Origin of the sequence: Paenibacillus tundrae, from assembly GCF_030812775.1 — a bacterium.
In the GTDB taxonomy this organism is placed as follows: Bacteria; Bacillota; Bacilli; order Paenibacillales; family Paenibacillaceae; genus Paenibacillus; species Paenibacillus tundrae_A.
Window position 1 is genome coordinate 21,557 of the sequence record NZ_JAUSTI010000021.1, and the last position, 14,192, is coordinate 35,748.

At 46.5% G+C, this 14,192-nt stretch carries 13 protein-coding genes and 1 riboswitch; of the genes, 8 read left to right on the forward strand and 5 right to left on the reverse strand.

The features are described from left to right. Positions 1-29: 29 nt before the first annotated feature. Positions 30-2,600, reverse strand: a complete 2,571-nt coding sequence (locus tag J2T19_RS24745; protein WP_307220669.1) for a UvrD-helicase domain-containing protein — start codon at positions 2,598-2,600, stop codon at positions 30-32. 580 nt (positions 2,601-3,180) lie between these two features. Here J2T19_RS24745 and J2T19_RS24750 point away from each other — a divergent pair. Beyond that, a complete protein-coding gene (locus tag J2T19_RS24750) occupies positions 3,181-3,966 on the forward strand; it encodes a zinc ribbon domain-containing protein (RefSeq protein ID WP_307220671.1) in 786 nt (261 codons plus the stop codon). Positions 3,967-4,037: 71 nt separating this feature from the next. After that, on the forward strand, positions 4,038-4,844 hold the full coding sequence (locus J2T19_RS24755; protein WP_307220674.1) for a TrmB family transcriptional regulator: 807 nt from the start codon (positions 4,038-4,040) through the stop codon (positions 4,842-4,844). A gap of 295 nt (positions 4,845-5,139) precedes the next feature. Here the strand turns inward: J2T19_RS24755 and J2T19_RS24760 are convergent, their stop codons facing one another. Then, positions 5,140-5,868 (reverse strand): NUDIX hydrolase, encoded by a 729-nt coding sequence (locus J2T19_RS24760; RefSeq protein WP_307220676.1) that lies wholly within the window; start codon positions 5,866-5,868, stop codon positions 5,140-5,142. A gap of 76 nt (positions 5,869-5,944) precedes the next feature. Here J2T19_RS24760 and J2T19_RS24765 point away from each other — a divergent pair, with 76 nt between their 5' ends. Next, complete coding sequence (locus J2T19_RS24765; RefSeq protein ID WP_056695593.1) at positions 5,945-6,247, forward strand: hypothetical protein; 303 nt, start codon at positions 5,945-5,947, stop codon at positions 6,245-6,247. A 382-nt stretch (positions 6,248-6,629) separates the two neighbouring features. On the opposite strand, the gene mscL is transcribed toward J2T19_RS24765, so the two are convergent. Next, entirely contained in the window at positions 6,630-7,124 is a 495-nt protein-coding gene (mscL, locus tag J2T19_RS24770) for a large conductance mechanosensitive channel protein MscL (protein WP_307220679.1), read from the reverse strand. Between the two features lie 262 nt (positions 7,125-7,386). After that, a riboswitch (purine riboswitch) is annotated at positions 7,387-7,486 on the forward strand. A gap of 310 nt (positions 7,487-7,796) precedes the next feature. Between mscL and J2T19_RS24775 the strand changes: the two genes are divergently transcribed. Then, positions 7,797-8,384 carry a xanthine phosphoribosyltransferase gene (locus tag J2T19_RS24775; RefSeq protein WP_128100112.1) on the forward strand — a complete coding sequence of 196 codons (588 nt, stop codon included), beginning with the start codon at positions 7,797-7,799 and terminating at the stop codon, positions 8,382-8,384. Between the two features lies 1 nt (position 8,385). Further along, positions 8,386-9,738, forward strand: coding sequence for a nucleobase:cation symporter-2 family protein (locus J2T19_RS24780; RefSeq protein ID WP_307220683.1), 1,353 nt, complete (start codon positions 8,386-8,388; stop codon positions 9,736-9,738). Positions 9,739-10,142: 404 nt separating this feature from the next. On the opposite strand, the gene J2T19_RS24785 is transcribed toward J2T19_RS24780, so the two are convergent. Further along, positions 10,143-10,481, reverse strand: coding sequence for a DUF4870 domain-containing protein (locus J2T19_RS24785; RefSeq protein ID WP_056695585.1), 339 nt, complete (start codon positions 10,479-10,481; stop codon positions 10,143-10,145). Between the two features lie 254 nt (positions 10,482-10,735). Next, positions 10,736-11,017: a transposase gene (locus tag J2T19_RS24790; RefSeq protein WP_128100123.1), complete on the reverse strand. Its 282-nt coding sequence runs from the start codon at positions 11,015-11,017 to the stop codon at positions 10,736-10,738. 397 nt (positions 11,018-11,414) lie between these two features. On the opposite strand from J2T19_RS24790, the gene J2T19_RS24795 reads away from it, so the two are divergent. The 3 genes from J2T19_RS24795 to coxB all read left to right on the forward strand — a co-directional run bounded on the left by J2T19_RS24795 (position 11,415) and on the right by coxB (position 14,186). Continuing rightward, on the forward strand, positions 11,415-11,603 hold the full coding sequence (locus tag J2T19_RS24795; protein ID WP_017690840.1) for a hypothetical protein: 189 nt from the start codon (positions 11,415-11,417) through the stop codon (positions 11,601-11,603). Positions 11,604-11,775: 172 nt separating this feature from the next. Then, a complete protein-coding gene (gene map, locus J2T19_RS24800; RefSeq protein WP_307220781.1) occupies positions 11,776-12,537 on the forward strand; it encodes a type I methionyl aminopeptidase in 762 nt (253 codons plus the stop codon). 596 nt (positions 12,538-13,133) lie between these two features. Then, entirely contained in the window at positions 13,134-14,186 is a 1,053-nt protein-coding gene (coxB, locus tag J2T19_RS24805; RefSeq protein WP_056695632.1) for a cytochrome c oxidase subunit II, read from the forward strand. Positions 14,187-14,192: the final 6 nt, after the last annotated feature.

Consider the following 14,192-nt stretch of genomic DNA (forward strand, 5'->3'; position numbering starts at 1 on the left):
CTTTTCATATATCGTTCAACGGCCGTTATCTATCGCCCGTATCTTCCTGTCATAGGAACCTGGCGGGTACCCGCCTCCATAGATCCTGAACACAAGGGGCATGGCGGTGGGCCTGACTTGGTGTTTTTGGCTGCCTTGGCAGAAGGTACAGCTGGTTTCTGGCGCAGCCAAGCTTTACATGTCGATGAACTACACTTCCAGATCGCCACAGTCTCCATACGTTCTGATTGACCTGAAGCATGTGATCCTGTACTTGAAGAGGAAGAGCTAGGAGCTTGTTTAACACCTGCCGTGCTAAACGCTTTATGGTTACGAACTTCGCCGCTGCCAAGACGTTCTTTACGTGGATGAAGCTCGCCTTCCCGGTGGCGATGCTCATCCTGCCCATTAGAGTTAATTGGGCGACGATGAAGCACATCACGATCCTCATTGCGTGAACCGGATCGGTAGCTCTGACCTTGGTTCTTACCATAAGAACGCGAATTCTCGGTTCGATTGCCCTCACTATTTTTACGTTTATCCGGAACCTCCATCCCGAATGCTTCCAGCAAAAATCGGGATACATCGGCAGGTTTACCATGGTGGCTGGCTGGAGAAGTGACGTATAAGAACTGTTTTGCACGTGTGATGGCAACATAGGCAAGCCGTCGTTCCTCTTCCAAAGCCATATCCAGCTCGGTATCCGTCTGTTGTACAGACAGAGCGGCTTTCTGATCCTCAGGCAGATCCTGACGTAATGAAGAGCTGTGAGGAACGATACCTTCACTTGCACCAATCCAGTAGACACATGGGAATTCAAGACCCTTCGCACGATGAATGGTCATTAATTGAACCGCATCACTGTCTTGTGCTCGGCGTAGAGACTCCATCTCCCGATGTCTGCGCGAGAGCTCGTCGGCGAACTGAATGAAGTCTTCTACCGTTTCGAATTTTTTGGCGGCCGCTTCGAATTCATCGAGCGTCTCCAGCATCGTTTCCCGATAATGGGTGAAGATGCTAGGATCACCGCTTTCCATATATTTGTCATAGAATTGACGGCGCATCTCTTGAATAGCAATGACAGGTTTCAGTTTATGAAGTGACTTAATTAATTTGATACGTTCCTTGACCTGTTCCTGTTGAAATGGCTTCAGCTTGTCCCATTTCGCTAGATGAATTAGCGGATACTTCTTCGCTTGTTGCTGTTCACTGCGTTGAATCCAATCTAGTCCAGCATCCCGTGACACGTAGAGTGGGCCGAGTGCGCTTGGCAGAGCATCCGCAGACCGTGGATCGAGAGACAGACGCATATGATCCATCAAAGGTCTAATTAACGATTGGTCATAGAATACCGGTGACGCGCCGTGTTGGACAAAAGGGATATCCTTCAACACGAGCTGCTCAAATACCGCCCGGCTACTACTGGCTGTGCGATGCAGAATTGCGATATCCCGATACGTATGAAGACCTTCTTCTACCTGCTCACAGATCTGGTTTACAACCCATGCGGCTTCTTCCTCTGCATTGGACGGTGTGGCGAACCTAGGGGCGTCGCCTCGATGTCCTGCGGCACGCAGACGTTTGTCCCGTCTACGTTTGTTCTTCGCTACCAGTTCGCTGCCAAGTCCAAGGATGCGTGCATCACTACGATAGTTAATATCTAGCGTCACAATGCGTGCGCCTGGGTATACTTTATCGAATTCTAATATGGATTCCTGCCGTGCACCATTAAACGTATAGATTGTCTGATCATCGTCTCCAACGACCATCAGGTTACGATGAGCCGAGGCGAGCTTCTGCACAATCTCATATTGCAAATGATTCGTATCCTGAAATTCATCCACCATAATGTATTGAAAACGTCGCTGGAGTGGCTCCAGCACAGCAGGATCACGTAACAATTCAGCGGCACGAAGCAGAATATCGTCAAAATCGATCTTGTTGCGTTCCTTCTTCCAGTTCTCGTAACCGAGAAGTACACGTTTCGCATCACGTTCTTCCTGCGACTTCTCGGGCAGATCAGTGGTCTGTGAACCTTGCATCTTCCATGCAGATAGCATAGCGAGTAGGCTCTCGGGCTGGAAGGCTTCGCTCATGCCGTACTGTCGTAGCAACATTTTGATGACCGTGTGCTGGGCACGAGATTCGCCAAAAATCTCCTCCTGAACGCCGTAATGACGCAGCAGCGTCAAGGCGAAGGAGTGAAACGTACGCGTCTGCACCGCTCTTGCAGCAGCAGGACGTATACCTGGCAAGGCGGCAATACGATCTTTCATCTCGGCCGCCGCCTTGTTTGTGAAAGTCACGAGCAGGATGCTACCTGCGTGAACACCGCTGACCTCCATTAAGTAGCCTGCTCGTGCTGCAAGGACTGTCGTTTTGCCACAGCCTGCTCCAGCCAAGGTTAATAGTGGACCTCTACCATGGCGAACTGCGGAGATTTGAGGGCCGTTCAGACGGATGCCAGCTTCCTCCAGAGAACGGAAGTAAGGCGCATCGAGTTCATCCTTGCTAACAAGCTGCCGACTGGTCTCCAGCGGAGCCGAAGGCGACTGGGGCAAAGATGCCGCCGGGGTAACCCCGAGCGGACGGGGGTAAAACGTTGAGTTCGGACTTAACATCATTCATCCACCTCTGTATACATTCAGGGATCGGCTATCCCGGTTCAAAAGTAATCCATTTGCCCTTTTCACAATCGCATTGTAAATTGGTATGATAGGGTTAATCGCCTCAGTGTCGGCGATATGCCGGGACAAAGTTTCATTATACCCGAACATATGGTCCTAACGAAAGCCCCCGAATTCATCCAGCATCGGCATAATACGGGCATTCGCGTAGGATTTCGCAACTTTTTGGCTACTTATCGTATAAGTTATATACCGAGCAGTTTGCATAGATTTATATAAAATGAACTTGTTCATTACACGGGAACGGAGAGGACAGAAATAACGTTGAAGAAGCGAAGCGTTCGCCTTTATCCCCGGATGTTTTCCTTGGAAAAGGGAATCAAAAAAATCTGGGGATAAGAGCGATCGGAAAGTTATTCTGTCATCGGAGTAGCAAGTGTAATATTCTTTAGTCCATTTTATATAGTGAGCAAGCTCTCTATGAAAATGAAATGAACTTAACATGTATGCGTAATGAAGAGATTAGCTTGGATGAAATCATTTAGCGCCTGACGGGAATAGAGGAGGAGATGTCATGAAACTGCTTCAGCGAATTAAGAATGGAGCGAACAAAGCAACAGAGCGAGCTCAGCATGCCGTGGAGATTGGAAAACTAAACAATCAGATCGTGGGCTTGCAACAGGAACAGGAAGTCCATTTTACAGATATGGGTCGAATTTTCTACGAGGGCTACCGTGCCCAAGATATGACGCGTGCGGAGAAAGATATGGTCGATTTGTCGCATCTGTGCGACGAATTGCAAGATGAGATTGACAGTTTGCGCAGTAAAATTGCTGAGCTCAAAAATGAACGGTTGTGCGAGTGTGGACACGTCGCTTCACTGGATGCGAACTTCTGTCCTAAATGTGGACGTAAGCTTGGTGATTTTAAACCAGCTTCTGCCGCGGCGGCTCCTTTCGCCAGACAAGAGGCTGCTGTTGCACAGCAAGTAGGAGAACCGGTATACCAAGCACCTGTGGAAGAAGAGCTGGAAGAGAATGAGCCTTACCATACCGTTATTCCATCCATTGCTGATCTGGAGACGGATACTGAATACAACAGTACGGAATTTACCCAGGAAGAGAAGGAAGCGTTCGATGCAGAGTGGGAACGTCGCCGGGAAGAAGAGATGCTGCGTGAGCGTGAACGCCAGCAAGAGCTGGATGAGCGCATTCGATACTGGAAAGAGAATAACCCAATTGTAGACACCGTAGAAGTACAGACCGAAGTGCCGCGTGAAATGGTGAACTGTCAGATCTGTGCATCAGAGCTGCCCAAAGGCTCCAAATGGTGCCCACGCTGCGGAGCAGAACAGATCTGATGCAGTAGAGGCGCTGCCACATTATGAGTGAGTAGCAGTGCAGGTTGCTGACAGCATGGGGGGACGGGAATATGGACCAACTGCTGCATCATTTGCGTCATCTGGGATTTACGGAGATGGAATCGAAAATTATGGTGGAACTCGCCCGTCAAGGCTCAGCCTCAGGCTATGAGGTAGCGAAGCGACTGGGCGTGTCCCGTTCCAATGTATACGCGACCCTGCAACGATTAGAGCAGCGTGGATTCTTGCGGTGTGGTGCAGGCGAGCCAGCCAAGTACAGTGTGCTGAAGCCTGAGGAAATGACTCGGATGATCTCTGGTCAGATGCGAGATTCCCTTGACTATGTACAGAGCAGCATGCCGCAGCATGAACCCGAGAAGCCAGCCTTTTACAATATCGAAGGCGATAAGAAAGTGTTTGAGACCCTGAAGCGGCAATTAGCTGAGGCGAAGCATGAGATTGTAATTGATGTCTGGCGCGAAGAGATTGAGTCGCTCCATGAGGATCTACAGCAAGCCGAAGAGCGGGGCGTACGTCTGTTGTGGTCCTGTGAAGAAGGGGAAGGTATGCTAGAACAGCCGCTGCCTTGGCCTGGAATGCCGGTCTATGCCGATGGTGAAGGACGGAAGTTCTCCCTTGTGGTAGATCGCTGCTGGTGTATGCTGGGGATGCGTGGTAAAGGGAGTGTTACGCAAGCCGTTGTCACAGAGCATCCTGTGATGACAGGACTGCTGTTGAATCATTTTGCACAAGAGCTGGTATTGTTCGAGTTGGAGCAGGATATGGGAGAAGCACTGGAGGCTCGTTACGGGCGTCGTTATGAGCGTCTCTCAGCACGATATTGGTCTAAGCCTACGGAGGGTAATGGATCAACATGACCCGAGTCTGTGCAGTTAATCGTTCACGAGTCATCGCTTTATAAATACCAGATAAGCAAAACAGGCGCTGCCACACGGTAGACGCCTGTTTGTTTATCTGGTTGTGAGGAGATCCGGAGCGTTAGCGTTTTGGTGAATAAATCACGTATGTCATTACATTCTTGTGTTATTAATCCTTGAAGCTTCAGATCATTAAAATTTGAACCTAATCGTCGTATGCCATATGAATTAGAAATCAGTGGTATGAAGTTGCGCTGTTCTTGGGAGAATGAAAGTAGTACAGATGATGCTTACCTCACAAGGTGTCCGATTTGCTAGAGGGTACGTCATACAGTGCTTCAAGTACACGGATATAATAGTCCTCCCCATGAGGCACAAACTCATGAGCATGCACCGTAACAGTTTCTCGCACAGAAGATGGGGATGAATATACATCGTCGCTTGTCCCTAGTTCGGTACGTTCATCTGTGTTTCGATTCGTGGATGAAGCCAGCAACTCTGTCTCTATACGGATTCCAGTAGCCTCGATAACTTCACGGTCACCTCGAAATAACGCGAGCAGATCATCCAGAGCAACCTCGTATAAGCCATGCACTTCGCTTGGCTGTAGGATGTATTCTTCAAGTGATTGATTCAGGCAGAGTCCATATACGGAGCTGAATTCCCGATCGATAAATGGCACCCCACGAACTTCTCCTTGAAGCTCCTGCTTCGCAGTGAGTAGATACGTCAGCGTTTCGAAGGCAGCCTGAACGCCCAGTTCTTCCTCTAATTCTCGGCTCGCTTCATGTAGCTGTTCACCAGCAGTAAGGTGACCCGCGGCTGTAATGTCGTAGTAAAGGGGGAATGTATCCTTGATATCACGTCTTCGTTGAAAAAGAACCATCCGCTGACCGACTTCGTCACGCACGATCCAACAATGAAATGAACGGTGCCAATATCCTTTGGCATGAACCTCTGTTCGAGGTGCCGTGCCTAACCAATTTTGCTGATTGTCATAAAAATCGAAACGTTCTGGGGTCATGAAACGTATCTCCTTATATAGCAAGTTTTAAAGTTCAAAATTTCACAAAGTTTTATTAAGAAAGGGGAACCACCACATGGAATGCATTGTACACTTTCAAGTCATTTATCCGCAACCTCAAGAACGTAAAAGCCTTAGAGGACTCATCTTTGTAGGGCAGGGACAGGAGCCGGCTAACAGTCAGTTAACGACGATGTTCAAAGATATGGGATTCAATGTACGTCTGGAAGATGAAGCACAGCTATTGTTCAAACCTGTGGATGCTTCGGCCAACTTTGAGTATATTCGTGTAACTGAGCTTGATACCGGGGAAGAAGTCTATAAGGAAGATAAGGATCTAAAATCGATTCTGGAACACCTGTTACCTCGCCGCTTCTAAGTTTTAAGTCACTGTTGAGATCAGCTAATGTCTGTTTGTGAATGATAGAATCATCCCATAATACTAAAGGCCCCACCGAATCGGTGAGACCTTTCTGAGAAGTAACCAGGAGCCGTTCTGCTCCGCCCCATCCGTCATTGTACCTGAGGAATTAACGTGGGTGGGGAATCGACACGGACAGACAAGCTGAAGTTTTTTATTACATACCCGTTGCACCCTAGAATTTATTCAAACGATGGCAGTCGAGCAGAGATCACTCGAGTAGCCCACCTGAATGTCTGTCTTCTAAAGGATCAGAGTAGGACATTGCTCTGAGGTGCGAGAAGACTCGTCATAATGAAGTAAGTTCATGATCAGTTATGACGAGCTTACTTGCGTTTCCTTAAGCAGGACTCCCGCTGCCTTCAGCTTCTAGCTCGGATGTACAGTGGGAGCAACGAGTAGCTGCTGCCGGAATTTCAGATAGGCAGTATTTGCAAGCCTTGGTCGTTTTCTTCGGCTCAGGCTTTTTGTGTTCTTTGCTTTTGAGGTAATTAATACCTTTGACGAGCATGAAGATACAGAATGCCACAATAAGAAAATCAATCATAACGTTGATAAACTGACCATATGCAATTACGGTAGCACCAGCTTCGTTTGCTTGAGCGAGCGTTGTGATGTCTTGTCCATTTGCCGTCTTCACACTTGGATCAAGATTGATGATTTTCTGGCTGAAATCAATGCCGCCCATCAGTTTGCCAACCGGTGGCATGATGATATCATTCACGAGTGAAGTTACAATTTTACCAAAAGCAGCCCCGATAATAACCCCGACCGCCAGATCAATGACGTTGCCACGTACGGCAAATTCCTTGAATTCTTTAAGAACGCCTTTCATAGTTGCATGTCTCCTTTGACAGATAATGTCGTTGCAAAGGTTGTTTTGAACCCGCGCTTCCGTTTTCATATTGTACATAAAAATGACGCTTCAATCACCCCTGAAATGCAAATTAAGACAACTTTCCGCAACTTCCATGAAAATACTTCTTTATTTCACGCGAGCAATTCGGTATACTTCTAACATTGTCAGTGAAGTTTAACTTATTTATTTACAGATTCACGATCATACATCGTTCAGAATCATGGGAATTATCGGTTTAACAATTTAATACGCCGTTACTCGTATATGTGCAGGAATAGGCCTGCATGTCTCTACCCGATCACCGTAATGATCGGACTACGGGAAAGATCTGTTATATTGCTAATGTTATGATGATGGTAATCCAAAATAGGCTAAGTACAGTGCTCATCGTCGCATCTGTGTGAGTCATGGACTTGTTCCTTTTGCTCAAGCTCAACATGGGTTCGAAGAGACACACTAGAACCGCGTGATTCCATCTGCCGTATCATTACGAAATTTCAGTTTCAATGGCTTGTCATATATGTACAAGTCTGTCTTTCCTGTCTCCGGTTCAGCCGCAGCGGTGAAAGGTGGGCTTTTTGTTTTTGGCAGCCGAATGGGAGAGCATGCAGGGTCGCCTGTGCGAGAGGCACACAAGGAGAGAACAACATGCAATTGCTAAAAGATAAAGTAAGACAGGAAGGCATTGTACTGTCTGAACAAGTACTGAAAGTGGACTCATTTTTGAACCATCAGATGGACCCGGTTCTCATGAAGGAAGTGGGCAAGGAATTCATCCGCCGCTTCGAAGGGGAGAATATCACACGTGTGCTCACGATTGAATCCTCGGGTATAGCGCCAGGCATCATGACGGCATTGGAGCTTAATGTACCGCTGATTTTTGCACGGAAGCAGAAGTCGCTTACTCTTACAGAAGATATTCTGGTCGAGAAGGTGTACTCATTCACGAAGCAGGAGACCAATGAGATTACCGTTGCCAAAAAGTTCATGCAGCCAGGTGACCGCGTACTCATTATCGATGACTTCTTGGCGAATGGTGAGGCGGCATTTGGACTAGCACGTATCGTAGAACAGGTTGGAGCCGAGGTAGTCGGCATTGGGATCGTAATTGAGAAAGCCTTCCAGCCAGGCGGACGCTTGCTTCAAGAAGCAGGATATCGGGTTGAATCACTAGTTCGTATTGGTGCCCTGTCGAACGGACAGGTTACATTTGCGGATGAGGAGGGCACGAACTGATATGGCACGCGAACGTATTTTTCAGCGGCATCGGCACCCGGTTCAAACATTCTCCTTAGGTCTCCAGCATGTATTAGCGATGTATGCAGGTGCCGTGATTGTGCCTCTGATCGTAAGTGAAGCCTTAGGCTTTACGATGGAGCAACTGACGTACTTGATTGCAATTGATTTGCTCGCCTGTGGCGTAGCGACATTGCTTCAAGTGTGGGGGAACCGTTATTTCGGAGTGGGGCTCCCTGTTATGCTTGGTTGTGCTTTCCAGGCGGTATCTCCGATGATTATTATCGGTCAGAGCAGCGGTGTATCAGCCATTTATGGTGCGATTATTGCTTCCGGACTATTTGTGCTTATTTTCTCCGGTCTATTTGGTAAATTGATTCGACTATTTCCACCAGTGGTTACAGGCTCAGTCGTGACGATTATTGGTTTGACACTGATCCCTGTGGCGTTCAACGATCTTGGTGGTAGTACGAATTTTGGTAGTGCTCAGAATTTGATGCTCGGTTTCGGTGTACTGCTGTTCATCATTCTGTTGACGCGGTTTACAACTGGATTTATCCGCTCCATCTCGGTTCTGATTGGACTTCTCGCTGGTACAATTGCAGCAGCCTTTATGGGTGAAGTGAAACTCGCACCTTTACGTGAAGCAAGCTGGTTCCATATGATACAGCCGTTCTACTTCGGTAAACCAACGTTTGAGATTGTACCGATTCTGACGATGATTTTGGTCGCTATAGTGAGTGTTGCTGAATCAACGGGTGTATTTATGGCTTTGGGTAAAATTCTGGATAAAGATCTGACTTCCAAAGACCTGGCTCGGGGTTACCGCGCAGAAGGTCTGGCGATTGTACTGGGTGGTATCTTCAACTCCTTCCCATACACGACCTATTCGCAAAATGTAGGGCTTGTACAGATGACGCGAGTTAAAACACGTGATGTTATTGTTGTAGCGGGTAGCTTGCTTGTTGTGATTGGATTCGTACCCAAGATTGCTGCGCTGGCACAGCTTGTACCAGGTTCTGTTTTAGGTGGAGCGATGGTTGCTCTGTTTGGCATGGTGGTATCGTCAGGTATTCGCATTTTGGGAAGCCAAGTGGATCTGAACCGTCATGAGAATTTGTTCATTATCGCGTGTTCTGTAGGCATGGGTCTAGGGGTAACCGTTGTACCTGAGCTGTTTGCCAATACACCAGCCTGGGCACAAATCATGTTAGGTAACGGCATCATTGCAGGTAGTTTTACAGCGATATTTATGAATCTCTTGTTCAACGGCATTGGAACGAAGGCTGAGGCAGCTAGAATGGCAGAGAAACAAGCGGACGATATTATTGGCGAGTCTAAACAGCCTGCGTAAGTAGATGTTAACAATACCAGCAAGAAGTAGTTTCCGTCATGCATCATATGTTAACTCGTGTCATGAAATACTTATATTACGTGTTCAAAAAGGTCGGTTTTCAGTACCAAGAAGATGGGGTGAAGATAGAAATGGAGTAGCGGAGCGTAGATTAAGCTACGTGAGCAACGGACATTTCGGCTGAATCCCATATTCGAAGCTGAGATGCCGCTCGCGCATCCTTCGTAATCAAAAGCGGACTTTTTGAACAACCTTTTATGTCATGAATAAATGGTTTAATGGCATGAGTCATTTACATGATGAATGATCTATAGCATGAATAACAACACAAACATCCGATTCTCTGCTTTGCAGGGAAACGGATGTTTTTTTGGTTAGAAGCCGTAAGGAATTATAAATGCGAATTATAAATGCCGCATCTGTTTTTCCGCAAAATCACCAATCCAAGGCAGCTTCAGCCATTTTCCCTGTAAGCTTGTTACAACCATCAGGAGCCATACAACCACACCAAGCAGGGATAACAGGGAGGAGACCAATGGGCCAAATAATGGGAGAAATGTGCATAACACATGACCGACCATAATGAGGCCAAATACCGTTACCGATTGAAGCGCATGGAACATAACGAATCGACTCCGCTTTTCCACAGCGAGAAATATGATCCCACCAACAATGGTGAACAGATAACAGAGCATACCTGCAATATTTTCATCCAGACCGCTCGATGATTTAATGGGGGACATCCGGTCAAGCCTCCTTTGTCCTTTTTATATAAGCTATGAGGAGAAGGGACAGAACTGAACCGGAATGATGAAGGATTGAATGAATGGATAAATCTATGTATGTATGATGTGTTGCTATATCTAGTGTATAGAAAGCTATTTACATTTAACATGGCGTTGGTGTAGCTATGGAGGAACAGACCCATTTGTCATATCGGCTGTGCCTGCCCCCCAGAGCTACTATTTAAGATCTATCCTTCTGGTTACCCTAAAGATTAATTATCACCTTGCTCAAGCTGTCTACGTGGATTCGTGACTTTACCGATTTTGTCAGTATCATTCTCCTTGGGTACCAAACGTTCGTCCGTACGACCATCATGATGGTTCTCAAAGGCAAACTCCGTCAATTTCCACTCTGTCTTGCCAAGAATGGGATCGGCGGGAAAATGCTGACCTCGATGCAGATGCTCCTCGCGTCCTGCTTCGTTGATGTAGATTCCGTCCACTTCCACGACTTCATGCGAAAGGGGCAACATGTCCTGTTCTTTTCGTTCCATGAAACGGCGCCTCCTCAGAATCCAGAAATTTAACTATAATGGTTGTCCGTGATAATATCCCCCGAATAGTTACGCGTTATGCTGGATACATTAATTCCGTATACAATAGGCATATGCATTAAATATGATTCGGAATTAAACTTTTTCGGGTTAAAAACCGTTATAAATATTAAGGAAAATCGTCAAGTCGTAACATACTTCCGAATATGCTACAATAAGATTATGATTCAACTTGAATCATATCGGGTATTTATAGTGTCAGGTACTTGCTTTTAGCGAGGTTCCCGACCTAAAGCTTGCTTTAAGCCGCGCACACAACTTCATGAATGGCATTTAAGACTTATTCGGCGTTCTCTAAACGGAGCATTCACTTTCAACGTTTTGGGAGGGAATTACAATGGCAACGAAAGGTCACAATGAGGTCAAAGAAAGTTTGAGGGAAATGACTCGGATTTTCCGTCCTAAGGATCCAAAAAAATTCGTGAAGGAGTACGTGAGAAAATACCGGATTACGGGTGGGTATGAAGAAGAATTGACTTCTGTGGTCGAGCATGAGCTTGTCAAGATGGATTCTTCCGTATCCTGAAGCACTTAACTTAGAATTTTACTGTTCCGATATGAATAGAACCGTCTTCCGGGCGTTAAGCTCCGGTAGACGGTTTTTTTTGCTTTAGCCAGAAGAGTTTACCATTATTTTTCGGGCTTTGTTGCGTGAAGCTTGCATATATATGGGAGTACACAACTTCCAGGAAGGATGTATGCATGTGGATCCTATTTTGAAAACAAAAGAAGAGATTAGCTACATGCAGGAAGCAGGGAGAATCCTGCACAACTGTCACAAGCTCATTGAACAGCGGTTAGCTCCCGGTGTAACTACACGGGACATGGATGAATTAGTGGAAGAATTTCTAGCGAAGAACGGTGCAACGCCTGAACAAAAAGGATACAAAGGATACCCTTATGCGACCTGTGCCTCTATCAATGAGGTGGTCTGTCACGGTTTTCCTAGTGAACGGGAATTGGCTGAAGGTGACGTCGTGACTATTGATATGGTTGTGAATAAAGACGGCTGGCTTGCTGACTCTGCCTGGACATATGGGATCGGAGAACAGCGGCGGTCGATTCGTAAATTGATGAAACGTACAGAGAAGGCACTGCACCGTGCTATTGCCCAAGCTGTACCTGGGAATACGCTGGGGGATATCGGCAATGCCATAGAACGCTCAGCAAGGTTATATCGATATGGTATCGTGAAGCCGCTCATTGGTCATGGGATTGGTCAATACATTCATGAACCGCCCAATGTACTACCTTATGGCAAACGTGGCACAGGGCAGATGTTGACCGAAGGCATGGTCATTACGATTGAACCGATCTTCACCAGAGGCAGCTCAGGAGTTGTGGTGTGGGACGAAGATGGATGGACTGTTCGAACGGTGGACGGGAGCTGGGGAGTTCAATACGAGCACACGATCGCGATCACGAGCAATGGCCCACGAATCTTAACCGATGGAACATAATGTGGTAATTGTGATTTATGCCAGGACATGTCATGTACAGGAGAACTGAAAGCAACGTTGGATTCAGAAAGGGAGGAGCACTACTCCATGCCGCTTCAAATGGCCAAAAGAACGGTGTGGAGTGAAATTTCCCTGCTGTACAACTGGAAGCTATCCTGCCAGGAAGAGATGGATTTTCTTTTGCATAATTTCGCATGTTTTGAGTGTGATAAAAGTCTGGTGAAAAATACGCCCGATCACCGAAATTTGGCAAAAATTTTCAAATTTATATTCATGTTTTTTTGACTGAAATCGCTTGCAAATATAGTTATGGTGCGGTTTTCTACATAAAGTGAACAAATTGTGAACATGTGTCCAAAGATTGACAAAATCATACCCTCAACTTATATTTAATATGTGATTGAACCATATAGAATGAATTGGAAGAATGCGTAGACATGCCCTTTGAAGGAAATTAAGGGGTCTATGGAAGCGTTATTTCTGGAAACGTTCTATATGACGGAGAGGATTATACGTATTGTGCCAGAACGGAAGAGCAACATGCTTTTGGGACAAAGACGGTAATCTACGAAAACGTAAAAAAGTGGGGTAGATCAATGATGAAACAGTGGCAGGTTGCAAAGCGAATTCTCCCCTTGCTGGCGGTGTTCTCTTTGCTGCTATCCGCATGCGGGCGGGAAGACTTGTCTGTTATGAAACCTCAGGGTCCTGTGGCGCAAGGTCAATATGATCTGATGAAGCTGTCCATCGCGATTATGATCGTGGTACTCATCATTGTATTTGCCATTGCAGCCTATGTATTGATCCGTTTTCGCAGACGGTCTGGACAGAATGACATACCCGAACAGGTCGAAGGAAGTTTCAAGCTTGAAGTCATATGGACAGCCATTCCGTTACTGCTTGTTATTGTACTAGCTGTACCAACGGTTAAGGAGATCTTTGCTCAAGGCGCAGATCTGTCCAATGATCCAAATGCAGTACAGGTCAAAGTCACCTCGCATCAGTACTGGTGGGAATTTACTTATCCTCAATATGACGTAACCACCGCTCAAGACCTCATTATTCCTACCGACAAGAAGATTGCATTCGAATTGAAAACCGCTGACGTGATTCATTCCTTCTGGGTGCCGTCACTTGCGGGTAAAATGGACACCAACCCAGATGGAACACTGAATAAGTTTAGCTTCTCAGCACCGAATGAAGGCGTTTACCGCGGAAAGTGTGCCGAATTATGTGGTAGGTCTCATGCCTACATGGAGTTTAAAGTAAAAGCGGTCAGCCCTGAGGCTTTTGACAGATGGGTCGCTGAAATGAAAGCACCTGCTGTTCTTCCAGAAGATACACAATTGGCTGAAAAATTCAAAACAAATTGCCTTTCTTGTCATGCTGTAGGTGATCAAGGTGGCCCAGTTGCGCCAAATCTCACAGGAATTGGTGGCAAGGAATCCGTCGCAGGCATTTTGCTTAATCAACGCGAGGGACAAGAAGAAGGTAAACCTGTCCTGGATAACATGAAAGAATGGCTCCATGATCCACAATCCGTGAAGCCAGGCAATACGATGCCGAGTCCCAAAGACCTCGGACTTACAGATGAAGAGATCGACGGAATTGCCGAATATCTGGCCAATTATAAATTGGACTATGAATAGAACAGC

Coding starts and splice junctions, on each gene's coding strand:
- J2T19_RS24780 (WP_307220683.1), top strand. CDS start 8,386: ATGGCACGCGAACGTATTTTTCAGCGGCATCGGCACCCGGTTCAAACA.
- J2T19_RS24790 (WP_128100123.1), bottom strand. CDS start 11,017: ATGGAACGAAAAGAACAGGACATGTTGCCCCTTTCGCATGAAGTCGTG.
- J2T19_RS24755 (WP_307220674.1), top strand. CDS start 4,038: ATGGACCAACTGCTGCATCATTTGCGTCATCTGGGATTTACGGAGATG.
- J2T19_RS24785 (WP_056695585.1), bottom strand. CDS start 10,481: ATGTCCCCCATTAAATCATCGAGCGGTCTGGATGAAAATATTGCAGGT.
- coxB (WP_056695632.1), top strand. CDS start 13,134: ATGATGAAACAGTGGCAGGTTGCAAAGCGAATTCTCCCCTTGCTGGCG.
- J2T19_RS24795 (WP_017690840.1), top strand. CDS start 11,415: ATGGCAACGAAAGGTCACAATGAGGTCAAAGAAAGTTTGAGGGAAATG.
- map (WP_307220781.1), top strand. CDS start 11,776: ATGCATGTGGATCCTATTTTGAAAACAAAAGAAGAGATTAGCTACATG.
- J2T19_RS24765 (WP_056695593.1), top strand. CDS start 5,945: ATGGAATGCATTGTACACTTTCAAGTCATTTATCCGCAACCTCAAGAA.
- J2T19_RS24745 (WP_307220669.1), bottom strand. CDS start 2,600: ATGTTAAGTCCGAACTCAACGTTTTACCCCCGTCCGCTCGGGGTTACC.
- mscL (WP_307220679.1), bottom strand. CDS start 7,124: ATGAAAGGCGTTCTTAAAGAATTCAAGGAATTTGCCGTACGTGGCAAC.
- J2T19_RS24775 (WP_128100112.1), top strand. CDS start 7,797: ATGCAATTGCTAAAAGATAAAGTAAGACAGGAAGGCATTGTACTGTCT.
- J2T19_RS24760 (WP_307220676.1), bottom strand. CDS start 5,868: ATGACCCCAGAACGTTTCGATTTTTATGACAATCAGCAAAATTGGTTA.
- J2T19_RS24750 (WP_307220671.1), top strand. CDS start 3,181: ATGAAACTGCTTCAGCGAATTAAGAATGGAGCGAACAAAGCAACAGAG.